Raw genomic sequence first — 18,215 nt, 5'->3', positions numbered from 1 at the left:
GATCACCCGAGGGATTGTGCCTGATCAGGGCCCAGTCCGAGACACAAGTGACGCGTCATGCGCGTCACCACGTAGCCCCCAATTACTTGCGCTCGGCGGCGCTGGCTTCACGCGGGGCGCGGAACTGCGAATCCTCGCTCCAGTTCGGCCAGGCGCGGGAATTGGCCAGCTGGTTGCCCAGCGTGTACACCACTTCCAGGTCGCGGGCGGCACCGGCGAAGGTCCAGTCCGGCTGCCACTCGTCGCCCTGCTGGTGGTAGCGCTTGGCGGTGTAGTCGTCAGAGGCCTTCTTGCCGGCTTCCACGCCACCGTCCACCCAGTCCTGGCCCGCCGAGTACGACACCGCCGGCACGCCGCGCTTGGCGAACGGGAAGTGATCGGAACGGAAGAACAGGCCGGCTTCCGGCTTCGGGTCCGGGGTGTAGCGGATGTCCCAGCCCTTGGCCACGTCCTTCAGCTGATCCAGCAGTTCCAGCTTGGCCGACCCATAGATGCCGAAATCTCGCGACGGCCCGAACGGGGCCATGCCGTCCATGTTGATCACCGCCACCGTCTTGCTCAGCGGGTACAGCGGGTGACTCGCGTAATACTCTGAACCCAGCAGGCCCTTCTCTTCAGCGGTCACGGCCAGGAACAGCACCGAACGCTCCGGGCGCTTGCCCTTGGCGAAACCACGGGCCAGTTCCACCAGCGAGGCGGTGCCGCTGGCGTTGTCGAGCGCGCCGTTGAAGATGGTGTCACCGTTCGCGTCCGGCTTACCCACGCCGATGTGATCCCAATGCGCGCTGTAGATCACCGTTTCATCGGGATGCTTGCTGCCTTCCAGGCGTGCGGCCACGTTGTGCGAGGTGATCACTTCGGTCTTCACCGCGTACTTCGCAGTGAGGGTTTCACCCTTCAGTTCAACCGGCTTGAAGTCCGCCTTCTGCGCCTGCTTCTTCAGCGCTTCGAAGTCCTGCCCGGCGCGCTTGAACAGCTCCACCGCCAGGTCGCGCTGGATCCAGCCTTCCAGCAGCGGGTGCGCTTCAGCCGGATTGTCGCGGACCACGTCGAACATGGTGTTTGTGTTGCTGCCGGCTACGGTGGCCCAGCCGTACGAGGCCGGCGCGGTTTCGTGCACGATCAGCACGCCGAGCGCGCCCTGGCGGGCACCCTCTTCGTATTTGTAGGTCCAGCGACCGTAGTAGGTCATGCCCTTGCCGTCGAAGGCACCCTCGCCGGTTTCAAAGTCGGGGTCGTTGATCAGCACGACGGCGATCTTGCCCTTCAGGTCCACGCCCTTGAAGTCGTCCCAGTGCTTCTCCGGCGCGTTCACGCCGTAGCCCAGGAACACCAGCGGGGCATTCTGGATATCGACCTCGCTGGCCCCGTTCATGGCGGCGCGTACGGCGATTTCCTGGCCCTGGGTCAGTGTCTGCGGCTTGCCCTTGCTGGCCAGCGACAGGCTGGGGGTGCCGACGATGTCGCCCTTGCGCAGCGGCACGGCCTGGGTCCACAGGCGCTTGCCGTCCTTGAGGTCGCCGCCCGGCTGCAGGCCGGCGTCAGCAAACTGCTTGCTGAGGAAGGCGATGGTTTTCTCTTCACCGGCGGTGGCCGGGGAGCGGCCCTCGTAGGCGTCCGAGGCCAGTTCCTTGACGTCGGCGGAGATCCGCGCGCCGTCGAATTTCGGCGTCGCCGCCATCAGCGCGCTGGACACCGACAGGGCCAGCACGCTCAATACCACTCGTTTCATTGCTCTCTCCACAACGGGACCAAGGGTCCGAGTGTAGAGGACGAAACCCGCGTAGGGACACGCCATGCGTGTCCGTGGGGTGCCCGAACGCGGCAACGACACGCATGGCGTGTCGCTACGGGGTGACCCGCCCTGCCATCACCAATTCGGATCTTCCGCCGGTGCGGCCGGCTTCGGTGCCGCGGCACGCGCCGGCTTCGGCTTGGCCGCGCCTTCGCTGGCCGGTGCCGCCGCCGCGGTCTGCTTCACCGCCGCCGCCTGCTGGCGCAGCTCGATCGAGCCCGGCTTGAACGCCGCGCCGCCCAGATCCGCTCCACCTTCAATCGTGCCGTAGGAGGTCTGCGAGGCCACCCGGTCAATCCGGATCGTGCAGCACGGCATTTCCGAACGGCCCAGCGAACGGCCGGTCTGCGGGTCCTTCAGCTCTTCACCCAGGCTCACCGCCTGCCAGCGCTGGCCGACCTTCAGCGAATCGCCGCCCTGGCTCAGCACCACCTGGTCGCCACTCACCGACACCACGGAGACCGGGAAGATCTCGGTGATGATCGCGGTGCCGATCTGGCCGGACAGCGAATCCATCATTGCCGCGGCCATGCCCTTGCCGTCCACCACGCGCGGCAGCGTGCTCGGACCGGTACCGGCCAGCTGATGGTCGAAGCTGTCCGACATCACCACCTCGCCGGTGGTGGCGTTGATCAGGCGCAGGGTGATGCGCCCGCCACCGGAGTACGAGGTCACCTGGCGGTTGGACATGCGCAGGTTGCGCACGCTGCGGGGGTATTCGAAGCGCTCGATGGTCGGGATCAGAATCAGATCGGTGGCCAGCTGCTGGCCCAGCCGCGCGGTGTCCTGCAGGCGCACGTTGCCGCTGTTGATGTGGTCGATCTCGGCCTGCATCTCATCACCGAACTCGCGGTCCAGCACGATGAAACGCTTGGTCTGGGTCAGCGTGTCGTTCAGGCGCGCACGGATCGCACGGGCTACTTCCTCGCTGTCCACCCGGCCGTCGCCGACCGCATAGGTGCCGGCGCGCACGCGCGGCTCCGCCACTACGATCTTCGGCCGGCCCTGTTCGTCCGGGGCACGGTACTTGGCGATGTCGGCACGCACGCGCACCTTCCAGTAGCTGCGCATGGTGCGGCGGTTGTAGTCGCCTTCGAACGAACGCGCGCCCTGCTTGGCCGACACTTCGGCCTGTTCCTTGTAGCTTTCCTTGACGCTGGCCGAGGCCGAGCCGCCGCCACCGGACGCTTCGGCCTGCGCCTGCGCCGAACCGCTGGCCGAGGCCGACGCGGAGTAGCTGTAGCCTTCGTCACTGGCGCGCACGCGCGCAATGACTTCCTCGTCCAGCTGGGTCACTTCTTCCTGCGACAGGATTTCATAGCCCAGCACCGCCCCCTGCGAGGCGGCAATCATCTGCTGGGCAAACGCGTCGGCGCGGATGTCGCCGACATGCTGCCCGTCCACGTCCACATGCAGGCCGGCGCGGATGCTCTGCATCTGGCTGGCCACGCGTACGCCGTTGACCTGCGACACCGCCGACTGCAGCGCATTGAGCACGGCCAGTTCCGGCGTGCTGCCGATGCCTTCCGCTTCACGCGGCACTTTGGTGGTGCCACCGAAATCCGGACCGCCGCGCAGCGGGGCTTCTTCCGCAGCAGGCTGTTCCAGTTTCGATTCGGGTTTCGGGGCTGCCGTGGTCTCTGCCGGTGCCTCCTGCTTGCCGCAAGCGGCAAGCAGGGCAGCGGTGAGGGCCAGGCTCAACAGTCGTACGGAGCTGTGCATGCGTAACCTTCAGATTGCGTGGTAGGTATCGACCGTTGGTCGATACATCAAAGCGAATCGAGCATCGACTCGGCGTTGCCCGGCACCTTGATCTTGGAGGCCTTGGCAAAGGTCAGCGCGGCCTTCGACGAGCTGTACAGACCCTTCAGGTAACCCGGCGATTCCTTGGCCACCCAGGCACCGGCGGCCAGCTTGCGGCCCACGGTGGCCAGCTGGGTCGCGCCCAGGTTCTTCATGCCGTTGGCGAAGTTGCTCGACTCGCCGCTCAGCTTCTGGCCTTCGGCCGCGGAAGCGACCAGCGACACCAGGCCTTCGGCGTAGTGCTGCTTGGACTCGGCGCTCAGTTCCGGCTTGGCGGCAACGCGCTCGTCAATGGCGGCCTGGGCGTTTTCGCTGACCGACACCGACTTCTTCATCTGATCGACATTGACCGAACCGGACGACAGCGCCAGGCGCTCGGCTTCCAGCAGCTGCACCTGCTCAGCCAGGCCGAAGGCCTTGGCGAACGAGGTCTGGGCCTGCAGCGAGTGCGACTGCGAGGAAACGAAACGACGCACCAGCGCTTCCTGCGCGGCTTCGTCCGGCACGTTGGCCGAGGACGACGAAGCGGTGTTGCCGCCGCCGGCCAGGTCCTTCAGCTTGCCGAACTGGGCCTGGGCCGGAGCGGTGAAAGCGGTGGCGATGGCCAGCGCGATGAGGGTCTTGCGGATCATGGGAATTCCCCTGTTGTTCAATGTTGGAATGCAAATCATCGGTAGGTGCCGACCGTTGGTCGGCACGCCGTCAACGGACAGCCTTGACGTTCAATTCGTTGATCATCTGCTGCGCGCCCTTTTCCGAGGCGATCTGCAGCGCATTGGTGCGGGCCACGCTCTCGTCCGGGCCGGTGCCGGAGAACTGCACCGGACCCACCGAGGACACGGTGCGCGGGAAGCGACCGCTGACGTCCAGCACCTTGCCGGTGACGGTGACGAACACGCGCACGTTGCCGCTGACCGGGTCGCGGTCACGCATGCCGACGTCCAGCGTGCCCACGGCCAGGTACGGAATGTTGGCGGCCTTGATGCCGTTGGCGGTGTCGCGCAGGGTGGCGGCCGACAGGTCGTTGCCGGTGCTGAAGTCCTTGCGGATGCGCTCGATGCTGAGCAGGCCGCGGCTTTCGCCTTCGACGTACTCGGCTTCCACCACTTCATAGCCGGCGGCGCTGAACGCACCGGTCATGGCGGTGTTGATCTCGTTGGCGTTGGACACCTTCCAGGTGATGTTGTCGCTGCGGCGGGTGGTGCTGCCACCCGAGGTCACCGAGGCCGAGGCGTTCTGGTTGATGCTGCCGCTGGTGCTGACCGAGTTGCCACGGAAGCTGTCGCCTTCGCGGGTCTTCTCGTCATAGCTGACGCTGGCGTCGACGCGGCGGTATTCCTTGTCCTGGAATGACTGCGCGGTGTCCTGCGCGCGCGCCATGAACAGGAAGGTCAGCAGCGAACGCTCGTTGCTGCGCGCACCGGCGGTGGCCGAACCGGCATCCAGCTTGGTCTGCAGCAGGGTGGTGTTGATCTCGGCGCGGACGGTGACGGTGTAGGTCTTGGCCTTCTTGTCTTCGGTGTCCGACAGCGGCACGGCGCTAAGCACGTAACGGTCGACATCGCCGATGAATTCGTCGCGGCGTGCTTCGAACAGGCGCAGCTTGGCCGCACCGGATTCGGCGATGTAGGCCTCCAGTGCATTGACCTTGGCCTTGTTCAGGGCCTGGGCGCGGGTGTCGGCACTCAGGCGCAGGCCATAGCTGGCCGAACCGGTACCACGGGAACTGGCGGTCTGCGCCGCGACAGGCGCGGCCACCATCAGTGCGATGAGAATCAGCAGTACGGCACGAATCAACGGCATGACTTGATCAACTCCTGGAGGGCTTGGGTCTGTTGCTGCAGCGGCTTGCCGCCGGGCTTCTGTTCGTCGAGCCAGGCGCGCGAATCGGCGCGCTTGGCAGCGGCACCGGCGAAGGCGTCCAGCCCGGCCAGCACGGTTTCGTAGCTGGCCGACCACTGGTCCACCTGCCACTGCGTCACCGGCACCACCTTGGTGGCCCCCTTGCGCAGCGGCTGGTCGAAGAACACCTTGCCGGAGAACGGCTCGACCACCGACACGTTGAAGAACGCGCCGAACAGCATGGTCTTCACCGCCGGGGTTTCATTGATCACGCCGTGCTTCATGGCATCAAGCTTGAACTTGATGACGTAGTCGGCTTCGGGAATCTTCAGCTGGTAGACCTTGCCGTCGGCAAAGCGCGCGGCCATCGCCCCGCCGATCGCCTGGCCGGTGGCCGGCGGCAGCAGACCGATGCCGGTGTTGGACGACACCGCCTTGGACAGCTCATGCGCCAGGGTGGCGCGCAGCACCGGCTCCAGCGCCGGATCCGGCAGCTTGGCGCGGGCGGCGTCGCTCAGGGTCACTTCGCCCACCTGCAGGCGGCGCACCGAAGCGTCGGGCAGCTTGGCCGGGTTGAGCGTGGCGGCCAGCACCTGCGGCAGGCTGGTGGCGGCATTGCCGTACAGCAGGTCGGCGATGATCGCATCGATATCGTCGGTGTCCGGGCGGTAGTCCTGCACGTCGATGCGCTGCAGGGTGATCGGGTAGGACGCCACCACCTGGCGTTCGCGGAAGTCGAAGAACAGCGCCTGCAGCGCCACTTCCACCAGCACCTTGTACTGGTTGCCGATCGGTTCCACCGAGACCAGCTCGCGGTCCAGCGCGGCGGCCAGCACCGTGGCGCTGGTGGTGCCGTCGAGCATGGCCAGCGGCTGGTCGATCAGCTCCAGCTGGGTCGGCTTCTGTGCGCTCAGACGTGCCCACAGGGCTTTGTTGAGCGTGGGCAGGCCGCGCGCTTCAAGCACGGCGGCGGTGCGCGGGGTGCTGGCCTTCACCGCGCTCTGATCGGCGGTATAGGCGAAACCGGCCCAGTAGGCCTGTTGAGATTTATCGGCAGCCTGGGCGGCCCCGCTGGCGAACACCACCACCAGCCCGCACACCCACAGCCACGCGCCACGCGCGCGCGTACGCTTCGTCCCTGAAACCATTGTCCCGCTGTCCTTGTCGTGCGACCCGGATGTTGACCGGGTCAGATTTGTGAATGCGCGACACGATACGCCCGTACGGTGACAGGGGCAAGACGGGGTGACGCATACGGGGCGTTTCGGGGACCGCGCGGACACGCATGGCGTGTCCCTACAGGCGGGGCCGCGTAGCGACGCGCCACGCGCGTCGGGGGGGTGCCGGGTCAGGCGGGGTGCCTGGCCTTTGCCTCCAACAACGCCTTCTCCCGCACATTCGTGGTCAATTCCGCCGCCCGCGCAAACGCTTCCGCGGCCTCCTGCAACCGCCCCAGCTGCGACAACAGGTCGCCCTGCACGGCTGCGAGCGGCGCGTACTGCTGCAGGCGCGGGTCGGCCGCCAACGCCTCCACCAACGGCCACGCCGCCGCCGCCCCCTGTGCCCGCGACACCGCCACCGCCCGATTGAGCTCCACCACCGGCGACGGATTCACCTGCGCCAGCCTTGCATACAACGCGGCCATCTGCCCCCAGTCGGTGTCCTCCAGCCGCCGCGCGCGGGCATGGCAATCGGCAATCGCCGCCTGCAGTACATACGGGTCGTCCGCGCCGCCCAGTTCCAGCGCGCGGCGCAGCGCCGCCTGCCCCCGGGCCACCTGCAGGTGGTCCCAGCGGCTGCGGTCCTGGTCCGGCAGCAGGATCGGGTTGCCGTCCGCATCCACCCGCGCCCGCGCACGCGAGGCCTGCAGTTCCATCAACGCCAGCAGGCCGTGCACCTGCGGCCACACCGGCAGGCGCTGCTGCAGGATGCGGCCCAGCCGCAATGCCTCTTCGCACAGCGCCGGGCGCATCCAGTCGTCGCCGCTGCTGGCCGCATAGCCTTCGTTGAACACCAGGTAGACCACTTCCAGCACCGAGGCCAGCCGCTCCGGCAGTGCAGATTGGCGCGGCACCTCGAACGGCACCTGCTTGCTGGCCAGAGTGCGCTTGGCCCGCACAATGCGCTGGGCGATGGTCGGTTCCGGCTGCAGGAACGCACGCGCGATTTCATCGGTGGTCAGCCCACCGAGCAGGCGCAAGGTCAGCGCGACCCGTGCGTCGGCCCCCAGCACCGGGTGGCAGGCGACGAAGATCAGCCGCAGCAGGTCATCGCCGATATCGTCGCCCAGTGCCTCGCTGTCGTCGGGCAGCGGCAACGGCTGCGGTTCCAGCTCGCTGCCCCACTGCGCATGCTGCCCCGCCACCCGCTGGTGCTGGCGCAGCACGTCGATGGCGCGGTTGCGCGCGGTGGTCATCAGCCACGCTCCGGGATTGTCCGGCACGCCCTGCGCCGGCCAGCGCTCCAGCGCGGCCAGCCAGGTGTCCTGGACCAGTTCTTCGGCCCGCCCCACGTCGCCGCCCAGCATGCGTGCCAGGCGTGCGATCAGAGCCGGCGCTTCCATGCGCCACAGAGTATCCAGTCGTTGCGTCAGCGCAGCATCCATGCCGGGGATGAAACCACTCAGCCGGGTGCGGCGTCCATATCCATGTGTGCCACTTCCCACAGATGCCCGTCCAGGTCCTGGAAGCTGCGCTGGTACATGAAGCCGTAGTCGCGCGGCGGCTGCGGTTCGGTGCCGCCGGCCTTCAGCGCCTTTTCCAGCTGTGCGTCCACCGCTTCGCGGCTGGTCGCCGACAACGCGTTGATCACCGCTGCGGTGGCCTGGGTGTCAGCGATCGGCTTGCTGATGAAGGTCTCGAAGAACGGCTTGCGCAGCACCATGACGAAGATGTGCTCGCTGATCACAATGCAGGCACCGTCGTCGTTGGAGAAGGTGGGGTTGAGTTGATAGCCCAGCGCGGTGTAGAAGGTTTTGCTGCGATCGAGATCTTCTACGGGGAGGTTTACGAAGATCATCTGTTCGTTGGTCAGTTTCATCGAACGTTCCAGGTGTGCGAGGGCCGGCCAACGGCCGGCGCTACCAGTGGGTTTCCGTTGCGGAATTGGATGCGGTTACGGGAACGGCTTCATGAAGTTGACCATCCACGGCTTGCCGTACTTGTCTTCCAGCATGCCCCAGCGGTGTGCCCAGAAGGTTTCGCCGATCGGGAACGTGACCTTGCCGCCTTCGGAGAGTGCCTTGAATACGCGCTCGGCCTCTTCGATGCTGTCCACTTCAACGTTGATGGTGGTGGTGCCCTGGCCGTCAGAAGGCGGGCCGTCGGCCGCCATCAGGGTCGCACCGCCGGCGTCCACCTGGCTGTGCGCGATCCAGTTCGGATCGCTCGGGCCGGGGGCATCGCCACAGCCCTCCATGCTGGCGTCCTGTGGCATGTCGCTGTACTTCGTTTCCGAGGTGACAGTGCCGTTCAGCACCTTGGCGTAGAACGCCATGGCTTCGTGGGTCTGGCCATTGAAGCCCAGGAAGGGAATCAGTTTCATCGGGTTTCTCCGTCTTTTTGTTCCATCTGGTCGCGCAGACGCTGTTCCTGCGCACGTAATTCCGGGGTGAAGGCTTCGCCGAAGTCGTCCATGTCGTACAGCGGGCGCAGTTCAACCACGTCGTTGGGCGCGAACGGGGCGCGCTTGGCCCACTCCAGCGCCTCGTCCATCGAGCGCACCTGCCACAGCCAGAAGCCGGCGATCAGTTCCCGGGTTTCGGCGAACGGACCGTCAATCACCCGCGGGGCCGCGCCGCCGTACACCACCCGGTGCCCACGGTGGCTGGGCTGCAGACCCTCGCCGGCCAGCATGATCCCGGCGTTTACCAGCTGTTCGTTGAAGTTGCCCATGGCAGCCAGTTCGGCCTCGGTGGGCATTACCCCGGCTTCGGTGTCCGGGCTGGCTTTGACGATGACCATCACTTTCATTGCCGTGTCCTGTTCACGGGCCCGGTTCGGGGGCCCTTCATGACATACGACGCACCAGTGGAGCCCAGATCGACATCCCCGGCAAAAAATATTCCGATCCCGTCATGACTTGACGGTTATGGCCTGAACAGGCGGCCATTTCCGCACTGCAACACGGTTGCCGCGCCAGCTGCGGCATCATGGGCGCTTCCCCCGCTGCCGGTGGTGCACCCATGCAATTCCTGCTGCTGATCAACATCGACCCGGAACTGATCCAGGCCCTGCCGGCCGAGGAGTACGACGCCGAGATGCGAGGCTGCCTGGCCCATGCCGACGAACTGCAGGCCCAGGGCGTGCTGGTGATGTCACAGCAGCTGCAGCCGGTGGAACAGGCACGCACCCTGCGCGTGCGTCAGGCGCAGACCCGGATCACCGATGGCCCATTCGCCGAGACGCGTGAGTTCCTGGCCGGGTTCAATCTGATCAATGCGCGTGATGCCGATGAGGCGATGCGGATTGCGCGCGAGTTCCCGTGGTCGCGGTACGGCAGCATTGAGGTGCGGCCGGTGGCGGATATGAATGCCGAGCGCGTGCGGGTGAGTGCAGCCGCGTAGAACCGGGCGTTACGGCAGCACGGTTACCTTCAGATCACGTGGGCCTACGGCCTCATTGCCGCTGTAATCGCGTGCACTGGCGCGAATGATGTAATCCCCCGCCGGTAACGCCTCAGGCGACCAGCGCCCGGTTTCCACCAGGCCATCGCGCACGGTGTTGGTCACCAGATACCGGAACCGCGTCACCGCACTGCCGTGCACGGTGATGCCGCTGTCGGGCGCATACGCCACCAACGTGGCACTGCGCTCGCGCGGCATGCGATTGAACACGATGTTGAAGCGCGGCTGCTCGTAGCCCTGCAACGGTTGCGCGGCAGCATCCAGAATCTGGTAACCCACCTGGTACAGGCCAAGCCGACGACGCGGCAGGTTGTGGTCCACCTGGTCCCACGCCTCCACCACGATCTGCACGCCCGGCCCCAGTCTCGAGATCGGCACGCGTCCATCCGCGCCCGGCTTGATCGGCTGGTCGCCATCATCCAGCACTTCAACGCCGGTGATGCGCGGCGCGAAGGCGTCTGCATAGCCGGTGAAGCCCAGCGCCACCGCGTTGCGTTCGAAGCCGCTGGCTCCCACGCTCAGGTGCACGTGCGCCATGCGGTTGATGCTGCCCAGCGGGTCGCCGGCCTGGAAGCGGGTGCCGCGACGCACGCGCACGCGTTCCAGTTTGCCGTCCAGGTCCAGCAGCTGCGGCCAGCGGGCATCGAAGGCGCGGCCCTGCGGATCGCGGCCGACCTTCATATGGATGTAGCGGATGCGGTCGAGTGCCAGCCCCTCGGCCTGGTCGCCGACCGACCACGCGCCGAACGGGCTGCTCACCTTGCCGTCGGCGATTGCGCGTACGGTCTGGCCGACGTCACCGCGGATGTCGAAGCCGTCATGCAGGTGGTGCCGGCTTTCGCCCTGGAAGCTGCCGCGGACTTCGCCGAGGGTGCCGACCACTTCGTGCCAGCCTTGCTGGGGGTCGAGGGGCCAGCGGCCTTCGGTGGCCGGTAAGGGGGCGTCGGGGGCGGGGCCGATCAGGGCTGGCGGTGGGGTGGTCGGCACGTCTTGCCGGGCAAGACCCGGCACTACCGCCGGGTGCAGGTGGTGGACGCGATAGGACGCGGCATCGGCAAGGTACAGCCCACCATCAGCATCCAACGCCAACGCACTCGGCCGCGAAAAACGCGGCTGCGGCGGCACGCCCACCAGGGCCATCGCATGGCCGTGCGCGGAAATCTGCACCAGCTTGCCGTTGATGTCGCTGACATACAGCACGTCATCATGCGTCACCGCCAGCGCCATCGGCCCACTCACCAGCCCGCCGGCCGGCACCCTGGTATCCACCGTGCCGTTGGCGGCCAGACGGCGCACCGCGTTGTTGTACAGGTCGGCAATCAGCAGGTTGCCGTGGCTGTCCAACGCCAACGACACCGGCGTGTCAAAGCGCGCGCCGATGCCGGCACCGTCCACGTTGCCGGGCGTATCGCCACCGGCCAGCGTGCGCACCTGGCCGTCCGTTTCAATCACGCGGATGCGGTCGTTCCAGGTGTCGGCCACATACACCCGCCCCTGCACGTCCACCGCCACGCCCATCGGCCCGTTGAAACGCGCCTGCGCGGCCGCGCCATCAGCAAATCCCGGCTGGCCGTCGCCGGCCAGCGTGCTGACGGTGCCGTCCACGCCAATACGGCGGATCATATGATTTCCGGTGTCGGCCACGAGCAGGTTGCCGGCCGGGTCCAGCGCGATCTGCGACGGGGTATTGAACTGCGCCTGCAGCGCCGGTCCATCGCGCCAGCCTTCGCCCTGCCCAGCCAAGGTATCGACCCGGCCGTCTGGATGGATGCGACGGATGCGGTTGTTGTCGCCGGCGTCAGCGACGTACACCACGCCCTGGGCATCCACCACCAGGCCGTACGGATCGGCAAAGCGCGCCTGCGCTCCGGTGCCTTCCTGCAGCCCACCCACGCCGTCACCGGCCAGCAAGTCAATCTGCGCGGTCCAGCCCAGCGGCGTCGGCAGCGGGCCGGGCGGCGGTTCCGGTACCGGGTCAACGTGCAGGAAGGTCCATGCCAGTGCGGCCAGCGTGGCCGCCACCACCAGCGTTACCCCTGCCCATCGTGCGCGCGTCATCGGCGTCCCTGTCGTGATTCCAGCCGTTGACCTTAGCCGCTGACACCCGTGCTGCCCAGCCTTGCGCTTGTACTGCTGGCGTGTTCCGGTTTCAATCGGGCATCGCCCCCAAGGAAGGACGCCCCTGCATGTCCCGCTGTCGCCGTAATGCACTGGCCTTGATGCTGTCACTGTGTCTGCTGCCTGCCATCGCGGCGGCAGACGTCGATCCTGCCTTCAACGAAGCGGTGCAGGCAGCCTCCGATCAGGTGGCCCGGGGCGATTCGCTCGGTGCTGCCATTGCCTACGAACGCCTGCTGGCCGACCCGCGCCTGGAAACGCTGGAACCGGAGCCCCGCAGTGAGGTCTGGGCACGTGCTGCCATTGCCGCCGGGTTACAAGGCGACGACACGTTGGCCGATGACCGCCTGCGACGCGCGCTGGAGATCAACCCGGACTATGCCGATGCCCGCGTGATGCTGGCCAATCGCCAACTCTCGCTCAACCAGCTGGACGCAGCCGCCGACAACATGATCCGCGCCATCGGTGATGGCAAGGACGCGCCGACGCTGGAAGAAGACCAGGTGTGGTTCATCAGCATGCATCTGCGCAAGGACCCGGCGCGACGCCAGGCATTGCTGCAGGCGCTGTTCGATCATCACTGGAAGCCCCATGGCGTTGAACCCAGCTGGTATTGGGTCGACCTGGCGGAACTGCAGGTGGCAAGCGGACAGCTCGACCGCGTGGCCGCCACACTGGAGCGCGTGGACGAGCCCCTGCCGCTGATCCAGCTGCGCAGTGACAAGCGCTTTGACCGCTTCATCCAACGCGGAGACCGCCGTTTCGACCCCCTTGCCGCCGCGCAGCGCCACATTGACCGGCTGCGCGTGGAAACCATGCTGTCGCCGGGCCTGAACGAGGCCGCCGTTACCCTGGCCAATGCGCTGCTGGTGTCCGGACAGGCCGACGAAGTGGTCGGCATGACCCGGTCGCTGGGCGAGTTCGCCGCACAGGCACAGTCCCTGCCCGAGCCGGAGGAAGCGCGCCTGGTCGGGATGATGCTCAATGCCCGCGCCCGCGCGTTCTGGCAGCTGGGCAGCAGCGACGACGCCATCCAGACCCAGCAACTGGCGGTGCGCATGGCCGCCCCCGACAACGACGTCGAACAGCGGCTTCGGCTGGCCAGTGGCTACACCGCGCTGCACCGCCCGGCGTTGGCCCGCCAGACCCTCAAGGACATCGGCGAGCTGTCCGTTCACGGCGAGGGCTTGAGCCAGCTGGTCCAGCTGCATGCCGCGCAGCAGTTGGCCGATGCAGCCGCCCAGCAGCGCGCGCGAGATGCCTTGGGCGCACTCCGTGCCGAAGGTCCCGGCTACACCATGCTGGGCCTTGTGACCGACCATCGCCTGGACGAAGCTGCCGCCGTGCTGGCCGAACGGCTGGCCGACCCGCAGGAGCGGGGCACAGCGCTGCTGGAACTTCAGCAACTGCGCGAGCGCCCCGAACAGCCTGGCGACAAAGACTTCCTCGCCAGCTGGAAACAGTTCAAGGCGCGCGCGGATGTGATTGCCGCAACCGAGAAGGTCGGGCACCTGGACGGATACCCGCTGTACGCACAGTAGGCCGTCGCAACGGGTGACTCAGCGCGCCGGCGTCTGCGGCGCGCCGCCCATCGCATCGCGGTAGCGCACATACAACGCGCTGACCTTTTCCACGTAGGCCAGGGTTTCCGCGTACGGCGGCACGCCCTTGTAGCGGGTCACCGCGCCGATGCCGGCGTTGTAGGCGGCGGCCGCCAGCGTGCGGTCGCCCTTGTAACGCTTCAGCAGCGCCTGCAGGTAGCGCGCCCCGCCGCTGATCGACTGCTCGGCCGAGAACGGGTCGGTCACCCCCATCTCGGTGGCCGTATCAGGCATCAGCTGCATCACCCCCTGCGCGCCCTTGGGCGACACCGCCCCCGCGTCGAAGTTGCTTTCGGCATGGGCGATGGCCCGCAGCCAGGCGTCTTCCACGCCGGTGGCCCGGGCCGCCGCCTTGAACTGCCGCGCGTGCCGGTTCAACTGCGCCGGCCCCACCCTGCCCAGCCCCGGGTGCGCCGGTTCGCCCGGCGGGGTGTTCACGGTGAACTTCAGGAACACCCGCGAGCCCGGCAGGTTGCGGGTGGAGTACACCAGCACGCCGTCCTGCTCGCGTTCGTACAGGGTGCCGCTGAACACCCCCATGTTGCCCCACAGGTTGGGGGTCTGCACCGCGTTGTCGTCCACCTGCTGGGCGGTGCACTTCGAGCCCGGCTCCGGCGCGGTGGCCAGGCTGACCGTATTGTTCTGCACGCAGCGATAGACCGTTCGCGCCGCCGCCGGCCCGCCTGGCAGCAGCGACAACAGGGCCAAAGCGACAGGCAACGGACGCGTCATGGGGGAAGGCCCGCAGGGCGGGCGCGGCGAGCGGTGGCGGGATGATCCGGCCGTGCCGATGATGGCCCGGTGACGGCTTCACCCCGTTCATGCGTCCTGATACCGACACTGGGCAAATCCCGACAGCGTTCTGAGTGAAGTTCTGTTCCCATAGCCGCCTGCGGGTGGTGTCATAACCGCACCCCCTACACCCGACTGCACCGAGGTCAGCTTGAAGCGCGCCAGGATCATTGCCGCCATCGTGCTTGCCGCCCTCATCGGCGCGGTCGTCCCCGTTCTCACGGTGGCGTACTTCACCTGGGCACGGCAGCAGGAGCACGAACAGCGCACCCTGGCCAGCACCGCCGAGCGCACCCTGCTGCGGGCGCACCGCGCCTACGAAGGCGGCCTGATGGCGCTGCGCAAGCTCAACCAGACCCCGCTGCCGCCCTGCTCGCCCGAGCATCTGCAGCTGATGCGCAACCTCGCGGTAAGCACGCATACTGCCGAGCAGGTCGGCTACTTCGAGGCCGGCCGGCTGCGCTGCACGTCGTGGGGAGTGACCGAAGACGACATTCCCGAGCCCATTCCCGACCACGTCACCGCCGACGGCGCGGGCATCTCCCTGGGCGTACGCCCACAGGCCGGCGACGGCAGCCCGATGGTGGCGGTGCAGCTGGGCCGGCACGACATCATCATGGACCCCAGCCGGTTCGTTGACGTCATTGCCGACCCCAACGTCCGGCTGGCCGTGGCCACGCCGGACGGCCGCCTGCTCGTGCAGCAGGCGCTGCCCGACCAGAACCTGCTGCTGGAACTGCTGCGCAAGCCGTCCAGCGGGCGCACACCGCGCAGCTGGTACGCCACCGCGCAGGACCAGGAGTGGCTGGCCATCGCGGTATCGCCGCGCACCGACTTCCGCACCAGCCTGTACCGGCAGCTGATGCAGCTGCTGCCCCTGGGCGTGGCCGGTGCGGCGTTCGGCGTGTTCGGCGCGTGGTGGCTGTCGCGGCGGCGCATGACCCTGCGCAATGAACTGGCCAGTGCGGTGCGCCGGGGTGAGTTCAGCATGCAGTACCAGCCCATCATCGAGCTGGACACCGGCATCTGCGTGGGAGCCGAATCGCTGGTGCGCTGGTGCCGCCCCGACGGCACCTCGGTGCGGCCGGATCTGTTCATTCCGGTGGCCGAGGAAACCGGCCTGATCAACGCGTTGACCGACCACGTCATCGATCACGTCATCCAGGACATGCGCGAGCTGCTGGTGCGCGACCGCAGCGCGCACATCGCCATCAATCTGTCCGCGGGCGACGTCGGCAGTGGCCGTGCCTTGAAGGTGCTGTCGGCCAAGCTGCAGGGCACCGGCATCCATCCGCAGCAGATCTGGCTGGAGGCCACCGAGCGTGGCTTCATCGACATCCAGGGTGCGCGCACCTCGCTCGCCGCCGCGCGGCGCGCCGGCCATTGCGTGGCCATCGACGACTTCGGTGTCGGGTATTCCAGCCTGCAGTACCTGCAGACCCTGCCGCTGGATGCCTTGAAGATCGACAAATCGTTCATTGAAGCCATCGGCACCCACAGCGCCACCAGCCCGGTCACCTCGCACATCATCGACATGGCCAAGACGCTGGGGCTGTTCACCGTGGCCGAGGGCGTGGAAACCTCTGCGCAGCTGGCCTATCTGCAGGCCCGGCAGGTGGAGTTCGGCCAGGGCTGGCTGTTCTCCAAGCCGTTGGCCGCCGAGGAGTTCATCCGCTACCACGAGCAGCGGTTGAAGCAGTACGGCAAGGCCAAGGAAGACATGCAGAACCCCAACAGCGCGCACGATTGATCGTGCGTAGAGCCGGGCTTGCCCGGCTGGACGCGCCGACGCCAACGGCAGCGGGGCAAGCCCCGCTCTACGTCATCCGCCGCGGGCGTTCATCTTCCCCCGCTATAATGACCGCGCGGCAGCCAGCCGCCCTGTGTTGAGGTGTGCCCCCATGCGCCATTGATGCCGCCGTCGCAATGACGGCCTGACTCCCTTCCCGCCTGCCCTTCCGGGCGGTACGTCGCGGGGATTCCAAGGCATCCATGGAGGTCGCATGACCGCATTCGCACTCACGCTCGACCGCGTAACCTACACCCTGCCCGACGGGCGGGTCCTGTTTTCCGATCTTTCCACCACCTTCGACACCACCCCCACCGGGTTGGTCGGTCGCAACGGCGTGGGCAAAAGCGTGCTCGGCCGTCTGTTGGCCGGGCAGCTCGCGCCCAGCGCCGGGCAGATCCTACGCCACGGCCGGGTGCACCTGCTTGCCCAGCACAGCGGCGAAGTACCCGGACGCATTGCCGACCTCGCCGGGGTAGCACCGGTGCTGGATGCGCTGGCCCGCATCGAGGCCGGCAGCGTGGAGCCGGATGACTTCACCGCCGTGGGCGAGCGCTGGAGCCTGCGCGAGCAGTTGCAGGCCCAGTGGCAGCAGCTTGGCCTGCCGCCGCTGGACCCGGACGCGCCTGCGCGCCAGTTGAGCGGTGGCCAGGCTATGCAGGTGGCGCTGGCCGGTGCCCTGCTTTCCGACGCCGACGCCCTGGTGCTGGATGAACCCAGCAATCATCTCGACAGCGCACATCGTCACCGCCTGATCGAAGCCCTGCAGCAGTGGCGCGGCGGGCTGGTGGTGATCAGCCACGACCGCGCCCTGCTGCAGCAGATGCAGCGCATCGTCGAACTCACCCCCGGCGGCCTGCACAGCTACGGTGGCAACTTCGAGGCGTATGCGCAGCAGAAGCAGCAGGCGCAGCGCGCGGCCGAAGCCGAGCTGGCCCTTCGCAAGCACGAGCGCCGGCAACAGCAGCAGGCCGAGCGCGAGCAGCGCGAACGCCAGGCGCATCGTCAGGCGCGCGCTACACAGGACGCGCGTACCTCGAACCAGGCTCCCATTCTGCTGGGGGGCATGAAGAACCGCAGCGAGCATAGTGCCGGGCGATTGCAGGCCCAGCTGGCGCAGCGGCGCGCCGAGGGTGACGCGCGGGTGCGTGACGCCGCGGCGCAGGTGGAAGCCGAGGTGCAGGTGGCGCTGCTCGGTCCCGCGTTGCATGCGCCGGGACCGCAGGTGTGCGCCGAGCTGCGGCAGGTGCAGCTGCCGCATCTTCCGGCAGCGCGCGGGCGCTTCGACCTGCGCATTACGCGCGGCATGCGTCTGGCCGTGTGTGGCCCCAACGGTAGCGGCAAGTCCACGCTGCTGAGGGTGTTGGCTGGCGTGCTGCCGCCCGCCTCAGGTGAGGTACGGCGTGCGGCGACCACCGCGTATCTGGATCAGACCCTGTCGTCGTTGCCCGCGCAGCATAGTGCGTTGGAACTGCTGGTGCACGCGAACCCGAGCGCAGACGAAGGTGTGCTGCGCACGCGGCTTGCCCTGCTGGGGCTGGATGCCGAACGCAGCCTGCGCCCGCTGCGCACGCTGAGCGGGGGCGAGCGGATGAAGGCGGCGCTGGCGGCGGTGCTGTATGCGGAACAGCCGCCGCAGTTGTTGTTGCTGGATGAGCCGGGCAATCACCTGGATCTTCCGTCGTTGGCGGCGTTGGAGGCGATGTTGCGTGGGTATGGCGGGGCGTTGGTGATCGTTTCGCACGATGAGGCGTTGCTGCAGGCGGTGGGCGTGGAACACCGATTGCAGATGGTCCCGTAGAGCCACGCCCTTGAGGTGACCCCCAGAACTTGGACACCTGTCCAATTTTG

15 protein-coding genes are annotated in these 18,215 nt (G+C 67.4%); 4 read left to right on the top strand and 11 right to left on the bottom strand.

What is annotated here, in order from left to right; translation table 11 throughout:
• Positions 1 to 82: 82 nt before the first annotated feature.
• From RT551_RS19280 to RT551_RS19240, 9 genes are all read right to left on the bottom strand, one after another.
• Positions 83 to 1,732: a M28 family metallopeptidase gene (locus RT551_RS19280; protein ID WP_313461465.1), complete on the bottom strand. Its 1,650-nt coding sequence runs from the start codon at positions 1,730 to 1,732 to the stop codon at positions 83 to 85.
• A gap of 138 nt (positions 1,733 to 1,870) precedes the next feature.
• Entirely contained in the window at positions 1,871 to 3,517 is a 1,647-nt protein-coding gene (locus RT551_RS19275; RefSeq protein ID WP_313461463.1) for a CsgG/HfaB family protein, read from the bottom strand.
• Positions 3,518 to 3,564: 47 nt separating this feature from the next.
• The gene (locus RT551_RS19270) at positions 3,565 to 4,230 is read right to left on the bottom strand and encodes a hypothetical protein (RefSeq protein ID WP_313461461.1); all 666 of its coding nucleotides are present in this window, start codon (positions 4,228 to 4,230) and stop codon (positions 3,565 to 3,567) included.
• 70 nt (positions 4,231 to 4,300) lie between these two features.
• Positions 4,301 to 5,401: a hypothetical protein gene (locus RT551_RS19265; protein WP_311193659.1), complete on the bottom strand. Its 1,101-nt coding sequence runs from the start codon at positions 5,399 to 5,401 to the stop codon at positions 4,301 to 4,303.
• The gene (locus RT551_RS19260; protein ID WP_313461458.1) at positions 5,392 to 6,588 is read right to left on the bottom strand and encodes a hypothetical protein; all 1,197 of its coding nucleotides are present in this window, start codon (positions 6,586 to 6,588) and stop codon (positions 5,392 to 5,394) included. The genes RT551_RS19265 and RT551_RS19260 overlap by 10 nt, the downstream gene beginning before the upstream one ends.
• 200 nt (positions 6,589 to 6,788) lie before the next feature.
• Complete coding sequence (locus tag RT551_RS19255) at positions 6,789 to 8,003, bottom strand: sigma-70 family RNA polymerase sigma factor (protein ID WP_313461456.1); 1,215 nt, start codon at positions 8,001 to 8,003, stop codon at positions 6,789 to 6,791.
• A 59-nt stretch (positions 8,004 to 8,062) separates the two neighbouring features.
• Entirely contained in the window at positions 8,063 to 8,479 is a 417-nt protein-coding gene (locus tag RT551_RS19250) for a glyoxalase/bleomycin resistance/extradiol dioxygenase family protein (RefSeq protein WP_313461454.1), read from the bottom strand.
• Positions 8,480 to 8,554: 75 nt separating this feature from the next.
• Positions 8,555 to 8,983: a VOC family protein gene (locus tag RT551_RS19245; RefSeq protein ID WP_313461453.1), complete on the bottom strand. Its 429-nt coding sequence runs from the start codon at positions 8,981 to 8,983 to the stop codon at positions 8,555 to 8,557.
• Positions 8,980 to 9,411 carry a YciI family protein gene (locus RT551_RS19240; RefSeq protein ID WP_313461452.1) on the bottom strand — a complete coding sequence of 144 codons (432 nt, stop codon included), beginning with the start codon at positions 9,409 to 9,411 and terminating at the stop codon, positions 8,980 to 8,982. The genes RT551_RS19245 and RT551_RS19240 overlap by 4 nt, the downstream gene beginning before the upstream one ends.
• A gap of 212 nt (positions 9,412 to 9,623) precedes the next feature.
• Between RT551_RS19240 and RT551_RS19235 the strand changes: the two genes are divergently transcribed.
• A complete protein-coding gene (locus tag RT551_RS19235) occupies positions 9,624 to 10,004 on the top strand; it encodes a YciI family protein (RefSeq protein WP_313461451.1) in 381 nt (126 codons plus the stop codon).
• Between the two features lie 9 nt (positions 10,005 to 10,013).
• Here the strand turns inward: RT551_RS19235 and RT551_RS19230 are convergent, their stop codons facing one another.
• The gene (locus RT551_RS19230; RefSeq protein ID WP_313461450.1) at positions 10,014 to 12,122 is read right to left on the bottom strand and encodes a gluconolaconase; all 2,109 of its coding nucleotides are present in this window, start codon (positions 12,120 to 12,122) and stop codon (positions 10,014 to 10,016) included.
• Between the two features lie 128 nt (positions 12,123 to 12,250).
• Between RT551_RS19230 and RT551_RS19225 the strand changes: the two genes are divergently transcribed.
• Positions 12,251 to 13,723 carry a hypothetical protein gene (locus RT551_RS19225; RefSeq protein ID WP_313461449.1) on the top strand — a complete coding sequence of 491 codons (1,473 nt, stop codon included), beginning with the start codon at positions 12,251 to 12,253 and terminating at the stop codon, positions 13,721 to 13,723.
• An 18-nt stretch (positions 13,724 to 13,741) separates the two neighbouring features.
• Here RT551_RS19225 and RT551_RS19220 read toward each other — a convergent pair whose 3' ends face one another.
• On the bottom strand, positions 13,742 to 14,515 hold the full coding sequence (locus tag RT551_RS19220) for a lytic transglycosylase domain-containing protein (RefSeq protein ID WP_313461447.1): 774 nt from the start codon (positions 14,513 to 14,515) through the stop codon (positions 13,742 to 13,744).
• Between the two features lie 211 nt (positions 14,516 to 14,726).
• Between RT551_RS19220 and RT551_RS19215 the strand changes: the two genes are divergently transcribed.
• Both RT551_RS19215 and RT551_RS19210 read left to right on the top strand, forming a co-directional pair.
• Entirely contained in the window at positions 14,727 to 16,325 is a 1,599-nt protein-coding gene (locus RT551_RS19215; protein ID WP_313461446.1) for an EAL domain-containing protein, read from the top strand.
• Between the two features lie 253 nt (positions 16,326 to 16,578).
• On the top strand, positions 16,579 to 18,165 hold the full coding sequence (locus RT551_RS19210; RefSeq protein ID WP_313461444.1) for an ATP-binding cassette domain-containing protein: 1,587 nt from the start codon (positions 16,579 to 16,581) through the stop codon (positions 18,163 to 18,165).
• Positions 18,166 to 18,215 lie beyond the last annotated feature (50 nt).

This window comes from Stenotrophomonas sp., from assembly GCF_032103445.1.
GTDB lineage: Bacteria > Pseudomonadota > Gammaproteobacteria > Xanthomonadales > Xanthomonadaceae > Stenotrophomonas.
The sequence above is the reverse complement of the archived record's forward strand: the minus strand, read 5'-3'. Positions and strand labels throughout refer to the sequence as shown.

Bases quoted from the DNA above. Each gene is read 5' to 3' on its own strand.
- RT551_RS19255 (WP_313461456.1), bottom strand. From the start codon at position 8,003: ATGGAAGCGCCGGCTCTGATCGCACGCCTGGCACGCATGCTGGGCGGC.
- RT551_RS19250 (WP_313461454.1), bottom strand. From the start codon at position 8,479: ATGAAACTGACCAACGAACAGATGATCTTCGTAAACCTCCCCGTAGAA.
- RT551_RS19225 (WP_313461449.1), top strand. From the start codon at position 12,251: ATGTCCCGCTGTCGCCGTAATGCACTGGCCTTGATGCTGTCACTGTGT.
- RT551_RS19275 (WP_313461463.1), bottom strand. From the start codon at position 3,517: ATGCACAGCTCCGTACGACTGTTGAGCCTGGCCCTCACCGCTGCCCTG.
- RT551_RS19265 (WP_311193659.1), bottom strand. From the start codon at position 5,401: ATGCCGTTGATTCGTGCCGTACTGCTGATTCTCATCGCACTGATGGTG.
- RT551_RS19230 (WP_313461450.1), bottom strand. From the start codon at position 12,122: ATGACGCGCGCACGATGGGCAGGGGTAACGCTGGTGGTGGCGGCCACG.
- RT551_RS19220 (WP_313461447.1), bottom strand. From the start codon at position 14,515: ATGACGCGTCCGTTGCCTGTCGCTTTGGCCCTGTTGTCGCTGCTGCCA.
- RT551_RS19260 (WP_313461458.1), bottom strand. From the start codon at position 6,588: ATGGTTTCAGGGACGAAGCGTACGCGCGCGCGTGGCGCGTGGCTGTGG.
- RT551_RS19210 (WP_313461444.1), top strand. From the start codon at position 16,579: ATGACCGCATTCGCACTCACGCTCGACCGCGTAACCTACACCCTGCCC.
- RT551_RS19280 (WP_313461465.1), bottom strand. From the start codon at position 1,732: ATGAAACGAGTGGTATTGAGCGTGCTGGCCCTGTCGGTGTCCAGCGCG.
- RT551_RS19235 (WP_313461451.1), top strand. From the start codon at position 9,624: ATGCAATTCCTGCTGCTGATCAACATCGACCCGGAACTGATCCAGGCC.
- RT551_RS19240 (WP_313461452.1), bottom strand. From the start codon at position 9,411: ATGAAAGTGATGGTCATCGTCAAAGCCAGCCCGGACACCGAAGCCGGG.
- RT551_RS19270 (WP_313461461.1), bottom strand. From the start codon at position 4,230: ATGATCCGCAAGACCCTCATCGCGCTGGCCATCGCCACCGCTTTCACC.
- RT551_RS19245 (WP_313461453.1), bottom strand. From the start codon at position 8,983: ATGAAACTGATTCCCTTCCTGGGCTTCAATGGCCAGACCCACGAAGCC.